The 20,854-nt window shown below is 32.2% G+C and carries 17 protein-coding genes; 14 read left to right on the forward strand and 3 right to left on the reverse strand.

Annotated features, from left to right (window positions below):
* Positions 1–48: 48 nt before the first annotated feature.
* Positions 49–2,346, forward strand: a complete 2,298-nt coding sequence (gene pbpC, locus J3U18_RS05100; RefSeq protein WP_416380379.1) for a penicillin-binding protein 1C — start codon at positions 49–51, stop codon at positions 2,344–2,346.
* 378 nt (positions 2,347–2,724) lie between these two features.
* Here the strand turns inward: pbpC and J3U18_RS05105 are convergent, their stop codons facing one another.
* Together J3U18_RS05105 and J3U18_RS05110 are read right to left on the reverse strand one after the other, a co-directional pair.
* On the reverse strand, positions 2,725–3,270 hold the full coding sequence (locus tag J3U18_RS05105; RefSeq protein ID WP_220216831.1) for an imm11 family protein: 546 nt from the start codon (positions 3,268–3,270) through the stop codon (positions 2,725–2,727).
* A 302-nt stretch (positions 3,271–3,572) separates the two neighbouring features.
* Positions 3,573–4,169 (reverse strand): imm11 family protein, encoded by a 597-nt coding sequence (locus J3U18_RS05110; protein ID WP_220225852.1) that lies wholly within the window; start codon positions 4,167–4,169, stop codon positions 3,573–3,575.
* A gap of 532 nt (positions 4,170–4,701) precedes the next feature.
* Here J3U18_RS05110 and J3U18_RS05115 point away from each other — a divergent pair.
* The 6 genes from J3U18_RS05115 to pmrB all read left to right on the forward strand — a co-directional run bounded on the left by J3U18_RS05115 (position 4,702) and on the right by pmrB (position 9,497).
* Positions 4,702–5,529: an ABC transporter substrate-binding protein gene (locus J3U18_RS05115; RefSeq protein ID WP_267353121.1), complete on the forward strand. Its 828-nt coding sequence runs from the start codon at positions 4,702–4,704 to the stop codon at positions 5,527–5,529.
* Positions 5,530–5,532: 3 nt separating this feature from the next.
* The gene (locus tag J3U18_RS05120) at positions 5,533–6,252 is read left to right on the forward strand and encodes an amino acid ABC transporter permease (RefSeq protein ID WP_267353122.1); all 720 of its coding nucleotides are present in this window, start codon (positions 5,533–5,535) and stop codon (positions 6,250–6,252) included.
* Between the two features lie 6 nt (positions 6,253–6,258).
* The gene (locus J3U18_RS05125) at positions 6,259–6,951 is read left to right on the forward strand and encodes an amino acid ABC transporter permease (protein ID WP_267353123.1); all 693 of its coding nucleotides are present in this window, start codon (positions 6,259–6,261) and stop codon (positions 6,949–6,951) included.
* A gap of 105 nt (positions 6,952–7,056) precedes the next feature.
* Positions 7,057–7,581, forward strand: coding sequence for a phosphatase PAP2 family protein (locus J3U18_RS05130; RefSeq protein ID WP_176701500.1), 525 nt, complete (start codon positions 7,057–7,059; stop codon positions 7,579–7,581).
* 122 nt (positions 7,582–7,703) lie between these two features.
* Positions 7,704–8,366, forward strand: a complete 663-nt coding sequence (pmrA, locus tag J3U18_RS05135) for a two-component system response regulator PmrA (protein ID WP_267353124.1) — start codon at positions 7,704–7,706, stop codon at positions 8,364–8,366.
* Between the two features lie 33 nt (positions 8,367–8,399).
* Positions 8,400–9,497: a two-component system sensor histidine kinase PmrB gene (gene pmrB, locus J3U18_RS05140; RefSeq protein WP_267353125.1), complete on the forward strand. Its 1,098-nt coding sequence runs from the start codon at positions 8,400–8,402 to the stop codon at positions 9,495–9,497.
* Here pmrB and J3U18_RS05145 read toward each other — a convergent pair.
* Positions 9,469–10,089, reverse strand: a complete 621-nt coding sequence (locus tag J3U18_RS05145) for a YrbL family protein (protein WP_267331660.1) — start codon at positions 10,087–10,089, stop codon at positions 9,469–9,471. The two genes, pmrB and J3U18_RS05145, sit on opposite strands and share 29 nt — an antisense overlap.
* 275 nt (positions 10,090–10,364) lie before the next feature.
* Between J3U18_RS05145 and rplM the strand changes: the two genes are divergently transcribed.
* The 7 genes from rplM (at position 10,365) to glnE (ending at position 20,794) form a co-directional block, all read left to right on the forward strand.
* Entirely contained in the window at positions 10,365–10,793 is a 429-nt protein-coding gene (rplM, locus tag J3U18_RS05150) for a 50S ribosomal protein L13 (RefSeq protein WP_034901369.1), read from the forward strand.
* Between the two features lie 11 nt (positions 10,794–10,804).
* Positions 10,805–11,197 (forward strand): 30S ribosomal protein S9, encoded by a 393-nt coding sequence (gene rpsI, locus J3U18_RS05155; protein ID WP_267353126.1) that lies wholly within the window; start codon positions 10,805–10,807, stop codon positions 11,195–11,197.
* Between the two features lie 300 nt (positions 11,198–11,497).
* Positions 11,498–12,130 (forward strand): glutathione S-transferase N-terminal domain-containing protein, encoded by a 633-nt coding sequence (locus tag J3U18_RS05160; protein ID WP_065562614.1) that lies wholly within the window; start codon positions 11,498–11,500, stop codon positions 12,128–12,130.
* Positions 12,131–12,178: 48 nt separating this feature from the next.
* Positions 12,179–12,583, forward strand: coding sequence for a ClpXP protease specificity-enhancing factor (locus J3U18_RS05165; RefSeq protein ID WP_081299489.1), 405 nt, complete (start codon positions 12,179–12,181; stop codon positions 12,581–12,583).
* A gap of 371 nt (positions 12,584–12,954) precedes the next feature.
* Positions 12,955–13,872 (forward strand): inorganic triphosphatase, encoded by a 918-nt coding sequence (locus J3U18_RS05170; RefSeq protein ID WP_267353127.1) that lies wholly within the window; start codon positions 12,955–12,957, stop codon positions 13,870–13,872.
* A gap of 1,370 nt (positions 13,873–15,242) precedes the next feature.
* On the forward strand, positions 15,243–17,699 hold the full coding sequence (locus J3U18_RS05175; protein WP_267353128.1) for an autotransporter outer membrane beta-barrel domain-containing protein: 2,457 nt from the start codon (positions 15,243–15,245) through the stop codon (positions 17,697–17,699).
* Positions 17,700–17,953: 254 nt separating this feature from the next.
* Positions 17,954–20,794, forward strand: coding sequence for a bifunctional [glutamate--ammonia ligase]-adenylyl-L-tyrosine phosphorylase/[glutamate--ammonia-ligase] adenylyltransferase (gene glnE, locus J3U18_RS05180; RefSeq protein ID WP_267353129.1), 2,841 nt, complete (start codon positions 17,954–17,956; stop codon positions 20,792–20,794).
* Positions 20,795–20,854 lie beyond the last annotated feature (60 nt).

The following is a 20,854-nucleotide window of genomic DNA, read 5'->3' on the forward strand; positions in this document are numbered from 1 at the left end:
GGAATTTTTATTTATAAATACATTTGGCTGGGTCACATAATAAAGATAATGAAAAAATGCTTTTATAAAATATTTAAATTTTTTTTGATATTATTAGTTTTATTGAGCAGTAGTTTTTTTATTGCTGACTCTCTTTTTCCTTTATCTATCTCACAAAATAAAACTACCCAAACCGTTGTTGCAGCAGATGAAACTCCATTATGGCGATTTGCTGATCAAAATGGTGTTTGGCGTTATTCGGTCAGTCTTGATGAAGTGCCAGACTATTATCTTGAAGTTTTATTAAATTATGAAGATCGCTATTTTTATGAACATATTGGTATTAATCCGATTTCTTTATTTCGTGCAGCTTGGCAAAATATATCAAATGATAAAATCGTTTCCGGTGGTAGTACTATATCTATGCAAGTGGCAAGATTATTATATCCACACGATCGAACGCTAACGGGTAAGCTAAAACAGATCTTTCGAACCCTCCAGCTTGAATTACATTATAGTAAAGATGAGATCTTAACTTTATATATTAACCACGCACCCTATGGCGGCACAATAGAAGGTATTGGGGCGGCAAGTTGGTCTTATTTTGGTAAACAGCCTAAAGAGTTAACAAGAAGTGAGGCAGTATTATTAGCTGTGTTACCTCAAGCTCCAAGCCGGTTACGACCCGACCGATTTCCTGAAAGAGCCAAACAAGCTCGTGATAAAGTATTAGACCGATTGGCAGAATATAAAGTATGGTCAAATGATTTAATCGAAACCGTTCGACGCGATGAGGTTTGGGTATATCCACGAAAAGCACCACAAGTGGCTCCCTTACTGGCTTATCGTTTAAAAAATAAATACCCTAATGAGGATATTATTCATTCCACTATTGATGTTTCAATTCAATATAATTTAGAAGATTTAGCCATCAATCGTGTGAAACAACTACCGCCTAAAACATCATTGGCTATTTTAGTAGTCGATCATACTGATATGACAGTAAAAGGCTATGTCGGTTCAGCTGATTTTAATGACAATGAACGCTTTGGCCAAGTTGATATGATTAGTGCGTTACGTTCTCCTGGCTCTACACTAAAACCTTTTATTTATGCGCTTGCTCTTGATGAAGGTATGATTCATTCTGAATCGCTATTGCAAGATGTTCCTCGTATTACTACCGATTATCGTCCAACCAATTTCGATGATGGTTTCTATGGGCCGGTTAGTGTATCTGACGCATTAAGTAAATCATTAAATTTACCTGCGGTTCAATTAATTGAGTTATATGGCCCCAAACGATTTGCAGGTAAATTGGCTGGTATTGGGTTACCTTTATCTTCGATAGGCAACGAGCCTAATATCTCCTATATATTAGGTGGCGCTTCATTAAGGATGGATAATCTTGTTAGTGCATATAGTGCATTTGCTAGGCATGGCGAAGTGAGTCCATTGCGCTTTACTCAAAAAGAGCCATTGATTAATAAACCCTTTATTTCAGATGGTAGTGCTTGGATAACAAGACAAATGTTAATTAATAGTAATCTATTAGCTTATAAAACAGGAACCAGTTATGGCTATCGGGATGCTTGGGCAGTTGGTATCAATCCAAGATATTTAATTGGCGTTTGGGTAGGGCGTCCTGATGGTACTCCCGTTGTTGGGCAATATGGTTCAATGTCTGCAATGCCAATTTTACAACATGTTAATTCTATTTTGTTAAATAGAGAAAATCGTTTAAATCGTCCACTTACTACTTATGAAAAACCAGCATCAGTATCTTCTACGAAAATTTGTTGGCCATTAGGGCAACCTCTTCCAGAATCTGATGTAAATTGTCACCGTCAAAAGACTGCATGGGTTTTAAACAATATGACACCGCCAACATTAAGTACCTATGGTGAACTAAAAAATAATATCTATCGTTCTGGTTGGATAACGATTTGGGTTAATGAACGAGGTGAACGTGTTGCTGCTGATTGCCCCGGAGCACAAAAAAAACAACTTGCCCTATGGCCAGTATCATTAGAAAACTTTTTGTTAACAAAAGAGAAAAGGCGGACTTTATTACCACCAATTGATAAAAGTTGCCCTGTAATGGGACAAGATGTTTTTGCTTCACTCAATATTGTAGGTTTACGTGATAAACAATTGATTAGAGCATTACCAGGAAGTCATCAAGTCACAGTTGATTTAACTCCAGAGGGTGGATATGGGGAAAAATGGTGGTTTTTAGATGGAAACTTAGTTGCTAATTCCAAAGATAATGAAAAAGTGGCCTTAACTATTGCTAAAAAAGGTGTTCATCGTTTGCTATTATTAGATGAAAGCGGACAAATATTTCGATTAAAGTTTATGTCAGATTAATTAAGTAACAAACTCAGTGGTTAAATTATTGCCCATTAAATTTGTAACGGATCGTTATCTGAGGTTTATTTTAATCGGGATTAACAGAAATATCTAATGTGGCAGAAACAGTTAGCATTTACACTATATGTGAGCGTCAATGTGATTGAAAGATAGGTTTAACAAAAGTATATAATCGTTTCACTGTTTGTTAACTATAATAGTAGAATATTATGCATCTTCTAAATATATTTTCTGGGATTAATTCAAGTAGATAATTGTTTTTTTCAGTATGCTAGAATAACTAAATAGATAAAAAGCGGGGTTTTACCCCACTTTTTTCAAATCTAGGAAGGATGTTTTAAATACTTAGTTTAAATATAGCCATGGTCAAAAATATTAATTTACTTCTAACGGTTTTCCATCGGTTTCAATATTAATAAATTCCATACCGGTAGGGTTTACCGCCATGATAGCTTTGGCTAATGTTTCATGAAAAACGATATGAAGCGATTCTCTTAATAGAAAAACTAATCTTTGTTCCAAAGGAATTTCACTTAAAATTTTTCTGTCCAAAATGAGTTTTTTTATAAAATATGTCATTCTAGGCTTTTCATAATCGGATTTATCTTTATCTAAAGCCTCGATTATATTGTCAGAAAGTAGACAAAAATAGTCTTTAATGATTTTACCTTGTGGGGTTGTTAATTCAGTGTCAATAATTTTAATCCCTTTGGGCTTAAAGCTTTTAATCACATTTGCTATTTTATCGGTAATAAAAATCTCAGGACCAGACAAAAAATCAGACATAACGGGCTGAGAGGGTATAGTTCCATTAAATTCTAAATTTATTAAAGTGGGGTTTAAGCGATCATCACGATCCGTTATACGAATCAATGGATAGGCTTGGTCTGATTTTCTCTGTATAAAATAATAATTTTCCATGTTTTATTTCTCTTCAATAGGTTGTAAGTTTGTTTGGAGATAAAATAGTTTTGCTGATTTTTGGTTAAAATAGTAGCATGATGCATGTTGTGTGAAGAGTTTATTTTTGTAAAAATTTTATATATCTATTATCTTCTTTAATGCGTTAAATAACTAAATAGATAGAAGATTGGACTTACTTTCCTTCTGTATGCTCCCTGTTGCCATATTCATGAACGCTGTTTTTTTCATATAGATATCATTTAAACATATGTCTAATCTTTATTGCTGAAAGAAAATTGCATTAGGAATTATTAATCTGATCAAAACCACCATTTTTCAACTTTGGTAAATGAAACGCCTTGAGGTTTAACTGACATAATGGCATTGACAATTGATTTATGATATAAGTGTATAGTACAAAACTCAAATAATTTAAAAATTAATCTTTTTTCTAAAGGTATTTCAGATAAAATTTCTTTATCTAATTCAAACCGATCGATCCAGCTTAACAAATTAGGATCTGTACGATCTACTTTACATTTAGAATTTTCTCTATCGACAGCTTTTAGATAATTATAGATATGTATATAAAAATAATCTTTTAAAATGTCTCCAGTATTGGTCTCGATTTCGGCAGGTATAAGCTGAATTCCCTCAATATGCATAGCATCTAAGACATTGGCTATCTTTTTTGAAACAATGCTACTTGGTTCTGCAAAATAATCGCCAATTACAGGTTTCCTAGGAATAGGGGCACAAAACCTAAATTGAGTTAATTCGGGATTTTCAATTCTTTCTCTTGTTCTCGGATACATCATGGTATGCCTGGAATCATCTTGTGGACCAATTAAAGGATAGGCTTTATCACCTGCTCGATCAATAATATAATATTCAAACTCGTCATTTGTACTATTCATGTTTCTTATTCATTTTATTTAATGTTATTGGATTTTATTGATTATTGTTGAATTTATTCTAATTTTCAATCAATATCATATTTTTTATAGTTTTAAATTAACTCAATAGTTTCTTTTAAATCTTTTAGTTGGCAGAGAATTTGGATCTCAATAACCCTATTAATTTTTTTGAATATCAAATCCATTAGTGGTGAGTGTAAAGAGAGAGCTTTTATCAATTCAGATGATTTTTAGCTTACTATCTATTTTACACGTATATCCCTTTTATTATTCTTCGACTGGTACCTTTCTACAATCCAGCTGGCACAAAAGTGCAAAGACACTCAGCTTAATTTTATGATGTGTAAAGGTATTAAATGCTAAAACACGTGTTATTTTATTGCTAATATTACAATTCTATACTCTTTATAAATTATAGGTTATTTTAAATATAACTTTAAGTTATAAGCACCTAAATAATTGTTATTTATTACTCCGAATATTTTATTGATAGACTTAACCCCTATACAAAGTCCAATGGAGGATAATAACAATGAAATTTTTAACTAAATCACTGACGGTGGTTGCCTTAATCAGCTCAATATTCGTTGCGAGTTCAGCCTACGCCGATCGATTAGATGATATTGAAAAACGCGGACAGATCAAAATAGCGGTATTTGACAGTAATCCTCCGTTTGGATTTATTGATGAAAAAACTAATAAAATTGCTGGGCTTGATGTTGATTATGCCAATGAAATTGCTAAAGCATTGAATGTAAAAGTCGAACTTGTTCCAACTAATCCAGCCAACCGTATTCCTTTGCTAACCTCACAAAAAGCAGATCTGATTGTAGCAAACTTTACGGTGACTGATGAACGAGCTAAAACAGTCGATTTTAGTTTGCCTTATTTTGCTACTGGTCAGAAGTTTGTGGCTAAAAAAGGATTCCTAAAAACAGCAGAAGATCTTAAAAATCTTCGTATAGGTGCCGATAAAGGTACAGTGATGGAAATTACTCTACGTGAGAAGTACCCAAATGCTAAAGTAATCTCATATGATGATACACCTTTTGCTTTTGCAGCATTACGCAATGGTGTTGTACAAGCTATTACTCAAGATGACGCAAAGTTAATTGGTTTACTTGCTAATGTTCCAGAAGAACAACGAGCTGTTTTTGAAATATCTCCATTTAGTATAACTCAAGAATATCAAGCTGTAGGTATTCCAAAAGGGGAAACCCGCTTGAAAGAAAAAGTTGACCAAATATTATTAAAGCTTGAAAATGATGGTGAAGCGTTAACTATCTATAACCGTTGGTTTGGACCTGATACAAATTCAGCCATGCCTCGTGGTGATTTCAAAATAGGTAAAGGTCAATAAATAATGTATGAGCAATTACTGGAACTCCGTTATTTATGGTGGTTGTGGGATGGTTTTTTAGTCACTATCGCTATTTCAGTTTTAACAATCATTCTCTCTACAATATTTGGTTTTTTGCTAGTTATTGCTCAACAAAGTCATATCAAAATTATTAAAGGCGTTGTAATTAGTTATAACGCTATTTTTCGTTATTCTCCATTGTTACCTCAGCTTTTTTTCTGGTATTTTGGTATAGGTAATTTGTTACCAGTAGAATTTAAAATGTGGCTATTTGATGAACCGCAAATCCAGCTGTTTTTTTTCTCTTTAAAAATGCCTTCTTTTGAATTTATTATTGGTTTAATTGGATTAACATGTTACTCCAGCGCTTTTATTGCTGAAGAATTTCGAGCAGGAATTTTGGGAATAAGCAATGGTCAAGAACAAGCATCATTAGCTTTAGGTCTTACACGTTGGCAAAGTATGCGGTTTATTATTTTACCTCAAAGCATTCGTATCGCATTTCCTCCGTTAATTGGTCAATATATGAATATCATCAAGAATTCCTCTCTAACGATGGCTATTGGCGTGTTGGAACTATCTTATGTTTCACGTCAAGTTGAAACCGAATCGCTGAAAACATTTCAGGATTTTGCGATAGCAACATTTTTATATATTTTAGCCATTGTCATTGTTGGGACACTAGGCAATATTTATCAATCAAAGCGATTAAACAGGGTCTAATTTTTTATGGATTTTAAAGGTTTTGAAGTAATTTGGAATAATTTAGATTACCTAATGTGGGGTAATTTCCCAGGCGGTATTGTGTTGACTCTTTTGATGAGCTTAGCTGCTATTATCTTTTCGTCTATTTTTGGTATTTTCGCTGGTATTGGTCTAACTGTTTGCAAAGGATTTTTACGTCAACTTTTAGTTGTAGTATTAGGATTTTTAAGAGCGATTCCCGTTATTATGCTGATATTTTGGACTTATTTTTTGTTGCCAGTGCTATTGAATGTTGATGTGCCAGCTATTACAACAGTTATTTTTGCTTTATCTTTAATTGGTGGCGCATATATTGGTCATTCTGTGTATGCGGGAATGGTAGCTATTGCTAAAGAACAGTGGCAAGCGGCTTTTTCGTTAGGTTTAAATAAAAGACAAGTCATCATTTTTGTTATTCTTCCTCAAGCATTAAAAATGATGCTGCCTTCATTTGTTAATCAATGGGTATCATTAATTAAAGATACGTCTTTAGCTTATATAGTGGGTGTTGCGGAATTTACATTCATTGCTACCCAAATTAATAATCGTAGTATGGTTTATCCTACTGAAATCTTTTTGTTTGTGATTGTTGTTTATTTTATCATTTGTGCTGCACTTGATTTTACCGTCACTTTATTGCCGAAATACCATTTGATTACTCGAAAAAATAAACGATAAATATCATTTATTAAATGTTCAAAATCCTTTTTAAGGTTCTTTTAAGCTTTATTGATTAAATTACAACTAAATATTGTTTTTATAGGTCGTTGTATGTTGCTTGATATGAACACTCATCTTTTTTTATTAATTAATGCTCAAGAACAAGCCTCCAAATTATTTATTCTTTTTGCCATATTTTGTGCAAATTATTTAATCTTTGTTCCTATAGTCATATTGGGAATATGTTTTTTATTCAAACCTGTTTATAGACAATTAATCATAAAAATTGCTTTAGGTTTGGCTGTAGCCTTGTTTGTAACCTTTGTTATTCGACATCTATTTTATTCTCCACGACCATTTGTTCTTAATATTGGTACGAACTATTTGAATCACGATAAAACGAGTTCTCTTCCTAGTCAGCACGCTGTTTTTATTTGGACTATTTGCTTCTCACTTTATCTAAATTATAAAAAGCAATTTAAAGCATTAACTTATCTATGTACGATTGTTGCATTACTTGTTTGTTGGAGTCGAATCTACTTAGGTGTTCATTGGCCACTGGATATTCTGGTGGGTATGTTGTTAAGTTTTATCTCTGTTTATTTAGTCAAAAAGATATGGTTTATACGCTCAAAAAGTTTTAAATAATTATTCGCTAAATTATAACTATCAAAATGAACTTAAATTTTTAAAGCATTGGGAAATAAGTAGTAAAGCGTATAATAGTTGTAAATGTTACATTTCTTAAATCAAAATTAGGTAACACTATAATGAAAATTCTTATAGTAGAAGATGATAGTTTATTACAAAAAGGTTTATATGACGCGATAACGTCTAATGGCTATGTTTGTGAAGTCGCATCTAATGGTAAGCAAGCTGAGGATCTTATTGAGTTTGCACAGTTTAGTTTAATTATTCTTGATTTAGGTTTGCCTGATTGTGATGGCTTAGAGTTACTCACCCGATGGCGCAAAAAAAATATCGATATTCCTGTACTAATTTTAACCGCTCGCGATACTATCGAAGATAGAGTTGAAGGTTTAGATCTTGGTGCAGATGATTATTTAATAAAACCCTTCGCCTTAACCGAATTGCTAGCCAGAATAAGAGCGTTAATTCGTCGAAATCAAGGAACTGCCGATAATATTGTTAACTATGGTCCTATTTCAATAGATATTAAACTTCAAAAAGTTACTTTAAATAATCAAGAAGTGATATTGACGCCAAAAGAATTTATTTTACTATCTAGATTGATGTTGAAAGCCGGTGAAAAAGTGCATCGAAGTTTATTACAAAATGATCTATATGATTGGCAGAGTGATCCAAGTTCAAATGTGCTTGAAGTTTATATTCACGCCTTAAGGAATAAATTAGGAAAAGATTTAATTAAGACTGTGCGTGGGTATGGCTATCAACTCAATATTAATAATTAGTTATTATTTTAAAATTAATTGAATGGCAAATTTATGATTGAACAGTCTTTGAATAATATTCGACATAGTATCCGTTGGAATCTATTTTTTACTTTGGGTGCAATAATGCTAATTTGCCAAATTATTACAGTATTTTGGTTATGGCATGAGAGTAAAGAGCAAATTGATGTTTTAGTTAACTTAACGTTAAGTCAAAATAAAATAGATGAAGTGGTTGAACATGAAGAATTAGAAGCAATTTTTGCATTATTTTGCTCAGCATTTTCCATGATGGTTGTAACTTTATTTTTGGCCTATAAGGCGATTAAATGGATTACTAAACCCCTTGAGATACTTGAAAAAGATTTAAATAAAAGAACTGAAGATAATCTTAAGCCAATAAAACCAATCAGTAATATGCGTGAAATTAAGTCAATTACTACGGTATTAAATAATTTATTTGAAAGGCTTAATAATACATTATCTCAAGAACGTTTATTTACAGCAGATGTAGCTCACGAGATGAGAACACCTTTAGCAGGTATTCGATTACATCTAGAATTATTAGAAAGTAAAGATAAAATAGATTGCCATGAGTTAATTGAACGAATAGATCGTTTAGTAAATACCGTAGAACAACTGTTGATGCTTGCTCGAGCAAGTCAAAAATTTACTCTAGGTCAGTATCAAAAAATTAATTTTCTAGATGATATTCAAATTCCCCTTTTTGATGAATTGACAGAGTTAACAGTACAGAAACAACAAAGTATTGATTGGGAAATTACGGGTAATAATATAATTTTTAATGGTGATGCGACTTTGATTCGTTTACTGATTCGTAATTTGGTTGAAAACAGTTATCGGTATAGTCCAAATGAAAGTAAAATTACTATTAGTTTTTATAAAGATGCTGAAGAAATTGTGATAGCCGTTAAAGATGAAGGGAGAGGTATTGATGAGTCAAAAACAGAAAAGTTAACCCAAGCTTTTTTCAGAATGGATCGTAAACATGATGGAATAGGGCTCGGTTTGAGTATAGTTAATCGTATTACTAAATTACATCATGGCCAATTTACATTAAGAAATCGGCAAGACCAAAAGGGTACGATTGCCGAAGTCAGACTTAATGATTCACATCATCAATTAACTTAGTGATTAATGAATTATGCTTATTTTCTCGAATTAGTGATAATAAAAATCGTTGCCATGTGCGTTCAATTTTGGCTTTTGCAAAAAATCCTACATAGTTAGCGATAGGAATAAATGTCGAATTACCAATGTTATCAATAATAATTAAGCGATTTTCCTCTGGTGACAAATGCTGAAATAAAATATTTTTACTCTTGATTGTCATAGTAATGATTCTATCTTTCAGCAAGGCTGTTTTTAATGCTTTGAGTGATACAACTAACGCATCATAATTTTGATTAGTTGCTTGTTCGTCGAACAGATATTTTTCTAATGGAATAGAAATTTTTCCATCATAGTCACGAATAAGTTCAAAAACATGACCTTGACCAAAATTAGTCATTACAGGACCATAATATTTTGCTAGCACATCCCATGAGATATTGCGATTTATAAGGTGCTTATAATAGGCAATTTCACGGTTTGTTTCCTCTTCTGCTCCTTCATTATAATTGACTTTGATACATTTATTAGGATCATCGGGGTGATGATAGCATTTGCGGTGTAAACCTTTACTTATATAATCTTTTTCAGCAAGTTGAATTAAGTTTTCCATCAATTTTTATCGTGTTATTTAATATTAGTTAAAAGTGTAGCAGTTACTGTTTTTTCTCGCTACGCTTTTTTTATCATAAATCCTAGCGCTTTTTTAATATTTCTGTATAATATTGCCACCCACGTTACAACAGTGTTTTTCCCAACGCTGTTTTCGGTTGTCAGTATTAGTATAACGACTCGAAGGGGTTAGTTAGTTAATAGTTGCAATCAAAAAGTGTAAATAAATCAAATGATTTATTAACGTGAGATTAATTAAAATTTGGATAAATACAAATGAGTACTTTTTCAGCTAAACCAGAAACAGTTAAACGCGACTGGTATGTTGTAGATGCAGCAGGTAAAACGTTAGGTCGTTTAGCTACTGAAATCGCAAGCCGTTTGCGTGGTAAACACAAAGCAGAATATACACCACATGTTGATACAGGTGACTATATTATCGTTATCAATGCAGAAAAAGTTGCTGTAACAGGCAAAAAACGCACTGATAAAATCTATTATCGTCATACTGGTTACATCGGTGGACTTAAAGAAGCGACTTTTAAAGAAATGATTGAACGTCATCCTGAACAAGTCATCGAAATTGCTGTAAAAGGCATGTTACCGAAAGGTCCTCTTGGCCGTGCAATGTACCGTAAACTAAAAGTTTATGCTGGTAGTGAGCACAATCATGCGGCACAACAACCGCAAGTATTAGATATTTAAGGGGATAGAAGATGGCTGATAATCAATATTACGGTACAGGTCGCCGCAAAAGTTCTGCTGCTCGCGTGTTTATTAAACCAGGTAGTGGAAATATCATTATTAACAAACGTTCATTAGAGCAATACTTTGGTCGTGATACTGCTCGTATGGTTGTTATGCAACCTTTAGAGTTAGTTGAAATGACTGACAAACTTGATCTTTACATCACAGTTAAAGGTGGTGGTATTTCAGGTCAAGCGGGTGCGATTCGTCACGGTATTACTCGTGCATTAATAGAATATGATGAAACTTTACGCTCTTCATTACGTCAAGCGGGCTTTGTTACTCGTGATGCACGTCAAGTTGAACGTAAAAAAGTGGGTCTACGCAAAGCACGTCGTCGTCCACAATTCAGCAAACGTTAATTGCAACGTTACAAATTTGTTTCGAAACCCAGCCTATGCTGGGTTTTTTTATCGCTATATAATTTTAAACAAGCTGTAATAATATTTATTCTATTTTTATTAAATTATAATTAATTCAAATGGATAATAATAATCTTTGTTATCTTGCTCTTACTTTATTGAAATTAATTTACGTTCAAAAATGATTATTCGCCGAAAAAACAAAAAGAAAATATATTTTTTTAACAAATTTGTTATCCAATTTGCTAGAATAGTAAGCATATTTAAACTTAATTGAAATTTCGCATATTTGGAGTGAACATGGTTGTTGCTGTTAATAAACGTTCTGTGATGACATTATTTTGTGATACAACTGACATTTACGGCCATCAGATTCGTTTTGTGCTGGCAGAAAAAGGGGTAACAGCTGAGATCGAGTTTGTTACATCAAATACTTTACCTCAAGAATTATTGGATCTTAATCCGTATGGTTCAATTCCTACCTTAATCGATCGTGATCTAACTCTTTATGAAACACATATTGCATTAGAGTATTTAGATGAACGTTTTCCTCACCCACCATTAATGCCGGTATACCCAATTGTTAGAGCTAATTCCCGCTTAACAATGTATCGCATCAAAAAAGAATGGTATAGCGCCTACGAAACGATCTTAAAAGATCCTGATAGTAGTAAAGCTAAAGAGGCACGTAAAAACTTACTTGATGACTTAGTTTCTATTTCTGTCATGTTCAAAGAAAAAGATTACTTTATGAGTGATGATTTTACTTTGTGTGATTGCTATTTTGCTCCTTTACTATGGCGTTTACCATTGATTGGTATTGAATTGCCAAAAGTTGCAGAGAAAAACTATCTTTCTTATATGGCACGTGTATTTGAACGACCTGCTTTTATAAATTCTTTAACTGAAGATGAAAGAAAGATTAGAGCTTAAAATTTATTTTATCTAATGACAGATTAGCAATTAAACAAGGTAGCCGTTATGGAACTTGATGACATGACTCCTCGACGCCCTTATATATTTAGGGCATTTTATGACTGGATTTTAGATAATGATTTAACTCCTTATGTTGTGGTGAATACGTCTATTGATGGTGTATTAGTTCCACAAGAGTTTGTGAAGGATAATCAGATAGTACTCAATATTGCACCCCAATCAGTAGGACAGTATTTGGCCAATAATGATCAAATCGAATTCAATGCTAGATTTTCTGGTGTTCCTCAACATATTGTTGTGCCAATGGCTGCTATTGAAGCTATTTATGCTCGTGAAAACGGAGTAGGGATGGGGTTTGAAGATGAACCACACTACAAAGCCTTAAGACAAAGTGCAACTAAGCAATCCGAAAATGTTAAACCTGCAAATCCTTTTAGGGTTGTTAAATAGCTATCCTTAATTATTTTTTTATTATCCTATTTGAAATTTAACTAATAAATAGGATATTTTCCTACCTATTGGAATACCCATGCTAAAACTAGCTAACCTAAATCACACAATTTAAACAAGATTGTTATCTTGTGATGTTTAAAATTAAGAATAAGTTTTATAAAAAAGTGTTTAGTTAATTAATTTATATAATTCCACTTTTCTACTGCTTTTTCTATACACTTTTACCTATAAAGTATTAATTATTTTATCTTGTTTATTTATCATCCTGAATGTCGCTATAGCTTTAATCATATTATAGTTGATGATAGCCTATATTTGTTAGCCTAATCGGTATATCATATGGCAAAATAAATAATGAAAACAGACAAATGAGTAACGAAATTGAATTAAAGTTTCAAATCAATCAAAGTGATATAGAACACTTACAAAGTTATTTAAATCAATGGGTTTATTGTGATGAAGCAGAATTTTCATCACAAAAAAATTTAACCAATCAACTAAAATTAACTAATACTTATTATGATACCGAAGATCATTTATTGAGACAAAATGGTTGTGGTTTGCGTATTCGAAGTACTGAAGATGGTCAAAATAAGTGTTATGAAATTACCGTGAAATCAAAGGGTAATTCTGTGAGTGGCTTACACGAACGAATTGAAATTAATCGGCCTTTACCTAATGACAAATTAGATTTAAGTGTGCTGCCCAAAGAGGCATTACCTGATGGTTTAATCCAGTTAAATCCAATTTTTACGACTAATTTTAAACGTCAAACTTGGTTGATATCATTTGCCAATAGTGAAATAGAAGTTGCTTTAGATATAGGCAGCATTACCTCAAACAGACAATCTAAACCAATACAAGAAGTTGAGCTCGAGATAAAACAGGGTAATAAACAAGATTTGATCAACTTTGCGATTGAATTAAGTCGCTTTAGCTTACATCTGTTTTCTCAGAGTAAGGCTTCACGAGGATATCGCTTATTTCTCAATGTGCCTATTACTCCTAGCGTTTATTCTCCACAAATTGAACAGGATTTGCCAAGCCTACTAAACTTTTGGCAACAAAATGAAGAATATGCTTTAGAAAATAATGATTTAACTTATTATAAACAGCTACTTATTCAAATAAATGAAATATTAATAAATAAGAATTTTGAAATTAAGCTAGAATTTGAGCAGTGGCAAATGGCAATGCAACGTATTAACTCGATTAAAAATTTTGCTTATAGCGAGGTAAACACAAAATTCAAACTTAGGCTAATTTCAGAAATAAATAAAATATAGGTATAAAAATGAAATTGGAAAGAACTTTTTTTAAATTACCACTATTATTAGTTTTATTTTATTGGTTATTTAATATTTTATATATTGTTGTCTATTTTACTGGATTTGATGATTATTTTTTACTGTCAAATATGACAAGTAATCAACTTATTAAAAATTTAACTAAGCAAGTATTAATCAACTTCTATTACCAAATACCAAACTCAATTATTGTATTTGTATTTTCCATAGTATTATTTTATAAATATTCAATTAATCAGGTCAATTCGAGAAATATTACTAATACGTTACTTGTTGCTATATTAATTACATCAATGGATATTGCAGGGCGATGGTTTCTTTACAACAGTATTAATCCATGGGTTCAATCTAAAATTAGTTACCTTTTCTTTGATAGCAATTATTCTCTATTCAATGAGATTATTAATTTTATTGTGATAATAACTATTTATATTTTTGTAGCATTATGGACTTATTTTAGTATTAAATTGTTAAATAAAAAATTTATACATGACTGTGACGTACCAACTCAATCAGAGAGTCAACGGTTACACCTTGGTGTATTTATTTTGCTTTATAATTGTTATTTTAGCACCCTATATTTTTCCATTAATTCATTTTATGGTGTACATTTCAGTTTCATAGGTATTATTCTAAATATAATATGTTTAACTATATTTTTATTAATTACTAATTTGATCGGCTATTTTTTGTTAAGAAAATGTTTTACCGGTGTAACAGAAGTTTTAAACTTAAAAAAGCTTATATTATGTTCGATAAGTATATTCATCTTCAACTGTATATTGGTTATAATAATTTTTTGGGTATCAATTTCTCTGTATGAATATTTAAAAGTATATTATAGATTATCCAAAAATTTTTCATTGTGTTATACATGGGCCATAATAGGAATCGTGTTTATTCTAAGCTCTATAATGGTTAAAATCATGACCAAACTGTTATTTTGTTCAAAAAATAATAAAATTAATATCACACAATAATACAAGTTGGTATATATGTATTGGTAAAGTAACTAATAAATAAATTAGCTTCCAATACATAATCATCTTAAAACTTACTTCATATGTATGTTTTTTAAACTCAAATAAAAAAACTTCCCATCTCATGTTAAAAAACAGCTAAATCTTATAGAAATTTATTTTAGGCTCACAATTTTTTATTTTCAGATTATAAAAAAACATTTAGTTAAATCATTAAATAATCAATATAGACATTAACTATTTTTTTTGATACTTTGTCATTTTTGGTGAATTTTATAAATTACAACAATAGGTTAACTTTTGTTTGATTTGTTAAGATTTGAATTAACTAATATAATGGTTGGTAAATGTCAAATAAATGGAGTTTATGTGTTTAAAAGTAATTTAAATAAAATTGATCTCTTGGTCAAATTAATATTAGGTACTTGCTTGGTTACACCTAATCTTGCAAGTGCTTTAACTATTATAGATGCATCTAATATTGGGACTCATACTAATAGTGGTATAGCTGTTTCTTCAACTGAAGATATTATTATTCAAAATATAACAGGTGTTGCTGCGCCTCATATCAACATTACAGGCAATCAAGATTACGGTATTAAATCAGGATATAATGGTAAAACTTTAACCATTGATACCGGAATGGATGAATTTGTAATTCAAACTAATGCAACAGGTAATTATAATAAAATAAGTAATATCCATGTTCTTTCAAATGGGAAAGTCAATGCTTTAAGTGACATTCGCCTAAATGTTAAAGATGGTACCGGTATTTATTTTGCTAATACGGGGAAAGCTGATTTTGATAAAAAGGTAACTATAATAGGGACTGGTACATCAAATGGCAGTTTCATTGGAATTCGAGCTTATAACGGTTCAAATTCATCAAAAACTGAAGGCAACTTCAATGGTGAAGTTAACATACAGTCAGTAGGAAATGGTAGTTATGGTATTTTATCCTTACTGAATAACGCACCAGATTCACTTGGTATAAATCTAAACTTTAACGAAAAAGTAACGATTAATATGAGTGGCAATAATTCGACTGGTGTTGCGTTCCAGGAATATGCTGGTGCTAACCCAAATGCAGACAGTGTTATTAAATTTAATAATGGATTAGATGTAACAACGGCTAATGGAACCGCTGTCTACATGGACCAAAAAGCAGGAAAATTATTCATTAATAGTGGCTCAAATGTTAATAACATTGTTTCAACTAGTTATAACAATTATAACGCAATACAGTCGACTGCTGGTGAAATAACTGTTAATGGTAAATCGAATATTAAGGGTGATATTTATGCAGCCAGTTCAGGACAGATTAATCTTGATTTAACTGATGGCTCGACATTATTAACTTCAATTGATAATACATCTTCATCTGCGAATAAAGGTACTATCAATGTCAAGATAGATGGTAGTCAAAGCCAATGGAATATGACCAATAGCTCATCTGTTGATTCCCTTATGTTAACTAATTATGCCAAAGTAAGTTTTGGTCATGATTATGCAACATTAAATACGATTCTTGATGGTTCAAATAACATGACTTTAACGACAAATTCATTATCTGGAAATGGGCTATTTGAATTGCGCACTTCCATCGGTAGTGGTTTTGCTAATGATTTACTCAAAATTACTGGCTTTTCACAAGCAACTGGTAATCACAATATCTCAATTAGAGATGACAACAATGGTTCAGCAGCAGTTACTGGTAATGAAAAACTTACTTTAGTTGAAACTGAAGGTGGTGGTGCTAATTTTAATTTGACTTCACCATCAGTTGATATTGGTGCATACCAATTTAATACTCTAACTAAAGTCACTGATGAACGTAGTAGTGGTTCAGAAGATTGGATATTATCAGCTCAAAAGAAAACAGTAAATCCAACTAAGCCTAATTTAACCAATACAGCTCAAAATGCGGCAAATATTCTAAACTCCAGTTACTTGATTAGTTACATTGAAACACAAACTTTAATGCAAAGAATGGGTAAACTTCGTCAAGGCGAAACATCTGATGGTGATGTTTGGGGTCGTATTTATGGTGGCAAATTAAGTTCATTCAACGATAAACGTTTATCGAATTTTGATATGGATTATTATGGCTTACAACTTGGTGTGGATCGAAAAGTTGAAAATACAAATGGTGATATCTATTATGGTATCATGGGTGGTTTAAGCCGAGGAAATATAGATCATCATGTAGGTGATGGAAACACTAAAGGCTACTATGCAGCACTTTACGGCACATACCTAAACCAATCAGGGTTTTATATCGACGGTTTAATTAAATATATGAGAATGTCGAATAAATTTAATACTCGTACCGGTGGGGGTTATTTCGTAAAAGGTGATGGTAATACTAATGGTTTTTCAATAGGGACTGAATTAGGTCAACGATTCTATTTCAATTCATTACCAAATCAAGGTTGGTATTTTGAACCTCAAGCTCAATTAACTTATTCTCATCAAGGAAGTGCAGTCATCAATGCAACCAATGGATTAAGAACTAAATTGGACAGTTATAATTCATTACTCGGTAGAGCAAGTGTTGTCCTAGGCAACAGCTTTACCCAAGATGATAATATAGTTGATGTATACCTAAAAACTGGTTATGTGAAAGAGTTTGATGGTGAAACATCTTATGTCTTTAACCATGTTGCAAAAGAAAAATATGATTTCGGTGGCAATTGGTGGGATAACGGTATTGGTGTAGATGTACAGTTTAACAAACAACACCATATTTATACAGATGTTGTTTATTCATTCGGTAATAAATTTGACCAAAAACAAGTTAACTTAGGTTACCGTTATAGTTTCTAATAATTAGAGACTATCTAATAATTTAAAAAATAGACATTAACTTAAAGTGACTACCCTGCGTAGTCACTTTATTCAATAAACAAGTCTCAACTCGTCTTTCAAATCGTTTTCATTAATTATCAGCTAATCTACTATTGAAATGATATCAATACTCTTTTTTACAATTTGTTTAATAAAAAGATATGTGAAGTTAAAAAGTCATTTATAATAGTTAATTAGGTGATTTTATCAACAAGTTTAAGTGAGTGCTTATTATGTCTCAGCCTATATCGCTAGTTTCACCATTAATTGCAGAGCAAAAACAGAAAATTACATCGCAATTATCACAATGTGATTCAATTGCGGTACAAAATAATCTTGATATTTTGGTACAAAGTGATTTTATTGTTGATGCTTTTTATCGGTTTCCAGATTGGTTGACAGACATTATTAATAATCCTCCTCAAGCTGATGAAAGAAGTTACTATCAACAATGGTTAAATGAAAAGTTAGCATCGACATTTGATGAATTGGCATTAATGAAAGTTTTGAGATTATTTAGGCGCTACATTTTAGTAAGGCTTGAATGGTCACAATTAACGCAAACAAGTAGCGATGAACAAATTTTATTACAACTTACTGAGCTAGCTGAGGTGATTATTGTCACTGCACGAGATTGGCTTTATGATCTTAGTTGTAAAGAGTGGGGAACCCCTTTTAATATGCAAGGAGAGGCGCAACCTTTACTTATCCTAGGCATGGGGAAACTAGGTGGAGGAGAACTTAACTTTTCATCTGATATTGACCTTATTTTTACTTATCCTGAACATGGGCAAACACAAGGTGGTCGTCGCGAATTAGATAACGCGGTCTTTTTCACACGTTTAGGGCAGCGTTTAATAAAAGCTTTAGATCAAATTACTGAAGATGGTTTTGTCTACCGAGTTGACATGCGTTTACGTCCTCTAGGTGATGGCGGTCCACTTGTTTTAAGTTTTTCAGCGATGGAAGACTACTACCAAGAGCAAGGAAGAGACTGGGAACGTTACGCCATGGTAAAAGCGAAAATACTCGGTGATCAACAAGATCCATACACTAAAGAGCTTTACCAAATGTTAAAACCATTTGTATACCGCCGTTATATTGATTTTAGTGTCTTACAATCTTTGCGAAACATGAAAGGCATGATTGAACGTGAAGTTCGTCGTCGAGGTCTAACCAACAATATTAAACTTGGTGCAGGTGGTATTCGAGAAATAGAATTCATCGTACAAGTATTTCAACTTATACGTGGTGGACGTGTGATTGGCCTACAAACACGTTCCTTATTGACTGCTTTACAAGTGATAGAACAAGAATCACTACTTAATGCTAATGAAGTAGATGCTCTACGTGAAAATTACTTCTTCCTACGTCGTTGTGAGAACCTATTACAGGCTATACATGATGAACAAACACAAACACTACCAGAAGATGAATTAGACCAAATACGTATAGCAATAGGCATGAATTTTAGAAGCTGGAATGAATTTGTATCTGAACTTACTAAAAGAATGCAATTTACTCGGCAAATATTTAATCAACTTATTGGTGATGAATCAACTGAATCAACACAAAATACGAACAACGATCACTATAATGACCTTTGGGTGCCTGATTTACAATTAAATGATGTTACTTCAGTACTATTGAACTATTCACCTGATGATGCCAAACAGCTTTATCAAATGCTTTGTCAATTTCGTGATGATATCAGTAAACGGACCATTGGTGTTAGAGGGCGTGAAATACTTGATCAGTTAATGCCAAAATTATTAGAATTAATTTGTAATGATAAGCATGCATTAATAATACTATCACGAATTTTACCGTTACTAGTCAATATTGTTAGCCGAACAACTTATTTAGAGTTACTGCTTGAATACCCAACGGCATTAAAACAACTAATTCGATTATGTAGTGCTTCACCAATGATTAGTGAGCAACTTGCACATTATCCAATCTTATTAGATGAGCTTATTGATATTCACTCACTTTATCAAACTGTTGCCCCTAATGAATATAAAAGTGAACTTTATCAATACTTACTTCGAATTCAGGTTGATGATGAAGAACAACAACTTGAGGCATTAAGACAATTTAAACAAATGCAACTCCTACATATAGCCGCTGCTGATGTTGAACATGTATTAAATACTATGAAAGTAAGTGATCATTTAACATATGTTGCAGAATCCCTTCTCGATTTTGTTGTTCAAATGGCGTGGAATCAGATGATTGCTCGTTATGGAAAGCCAGCACATTTAACTGATAATCAAAAAGGGTTAGTTATTATTGCTTATGGAAAATTAGGTGGTTGGGAATTAGGATATGGTTCAGATTTAGATCTCGTATTTCTTCATGACTGCCCTGTTGATAGTATAACGGATGGTGATAAACAAATTGATAGCCGCCAGTTTTATTTACGACTGGTACAACGAATAATTCATTTATTCAATGTACGTACTAGCTTTGGTATTCTTTATGAAGTTGATGTTCGCTTACGTCCGCAAGGGGATGCAGGACTATTAGCTTGTAGTTTAAGTGCATTTTATGACTACCAAATGAATGAGGCATGGACTTGGGAACATCAAGCATTAGTTAGAGCAAGAGCCGTTTATGGTGAGATTGAACTTATTAAACGCTTTAACGAAATTAGGCATACTGTTTTATGTAAAAAACGTGAAGAAAGAGAATTAAAAACCGAAGTTCGAGAGATGCGTGAAAAGATGCGGGCACATTTAAGTACAACAGCGCCACATCAATTTAATTTAAAAATAGATGCAGGTGGTATTGGTGACATTGAATTCTTATCTCAATATCTAGTGCTAAACTATGCACATCAATATCCTAAAATGACCACATGGAGTGACAACGTACGGATCTTAGAGCTTGCAGCTAACTATCAAATTATGGACAACCTGGAAGCCCAGCAACTCACTAAAGCTTATATTGATATGCGAAATGAAATCCATCAATTATCGTTGCAACTCTTACCGAGCATTGTTGATGACTCATGTTTCAAATCAGAAAAAGAGATCGTGAATCAAAGCTGGCTAAAATGGCTTAAAGACTAATTAGTTCTAATATACTTATAATTGTTTAATAAAGTTGTTTTGATTGAAGTGAAAATTTAT

Source organism: Gilliamella sp. B3482 (assembly GCF_026536805.1).
In the GTDB taxonomy this organism is placed as follows: Bacteria; Pseudomonadota; Gammaproteobacteria; order Enterobacterales; family Orbaceae; genus Gilliamella; species Gilliamella apicola_E.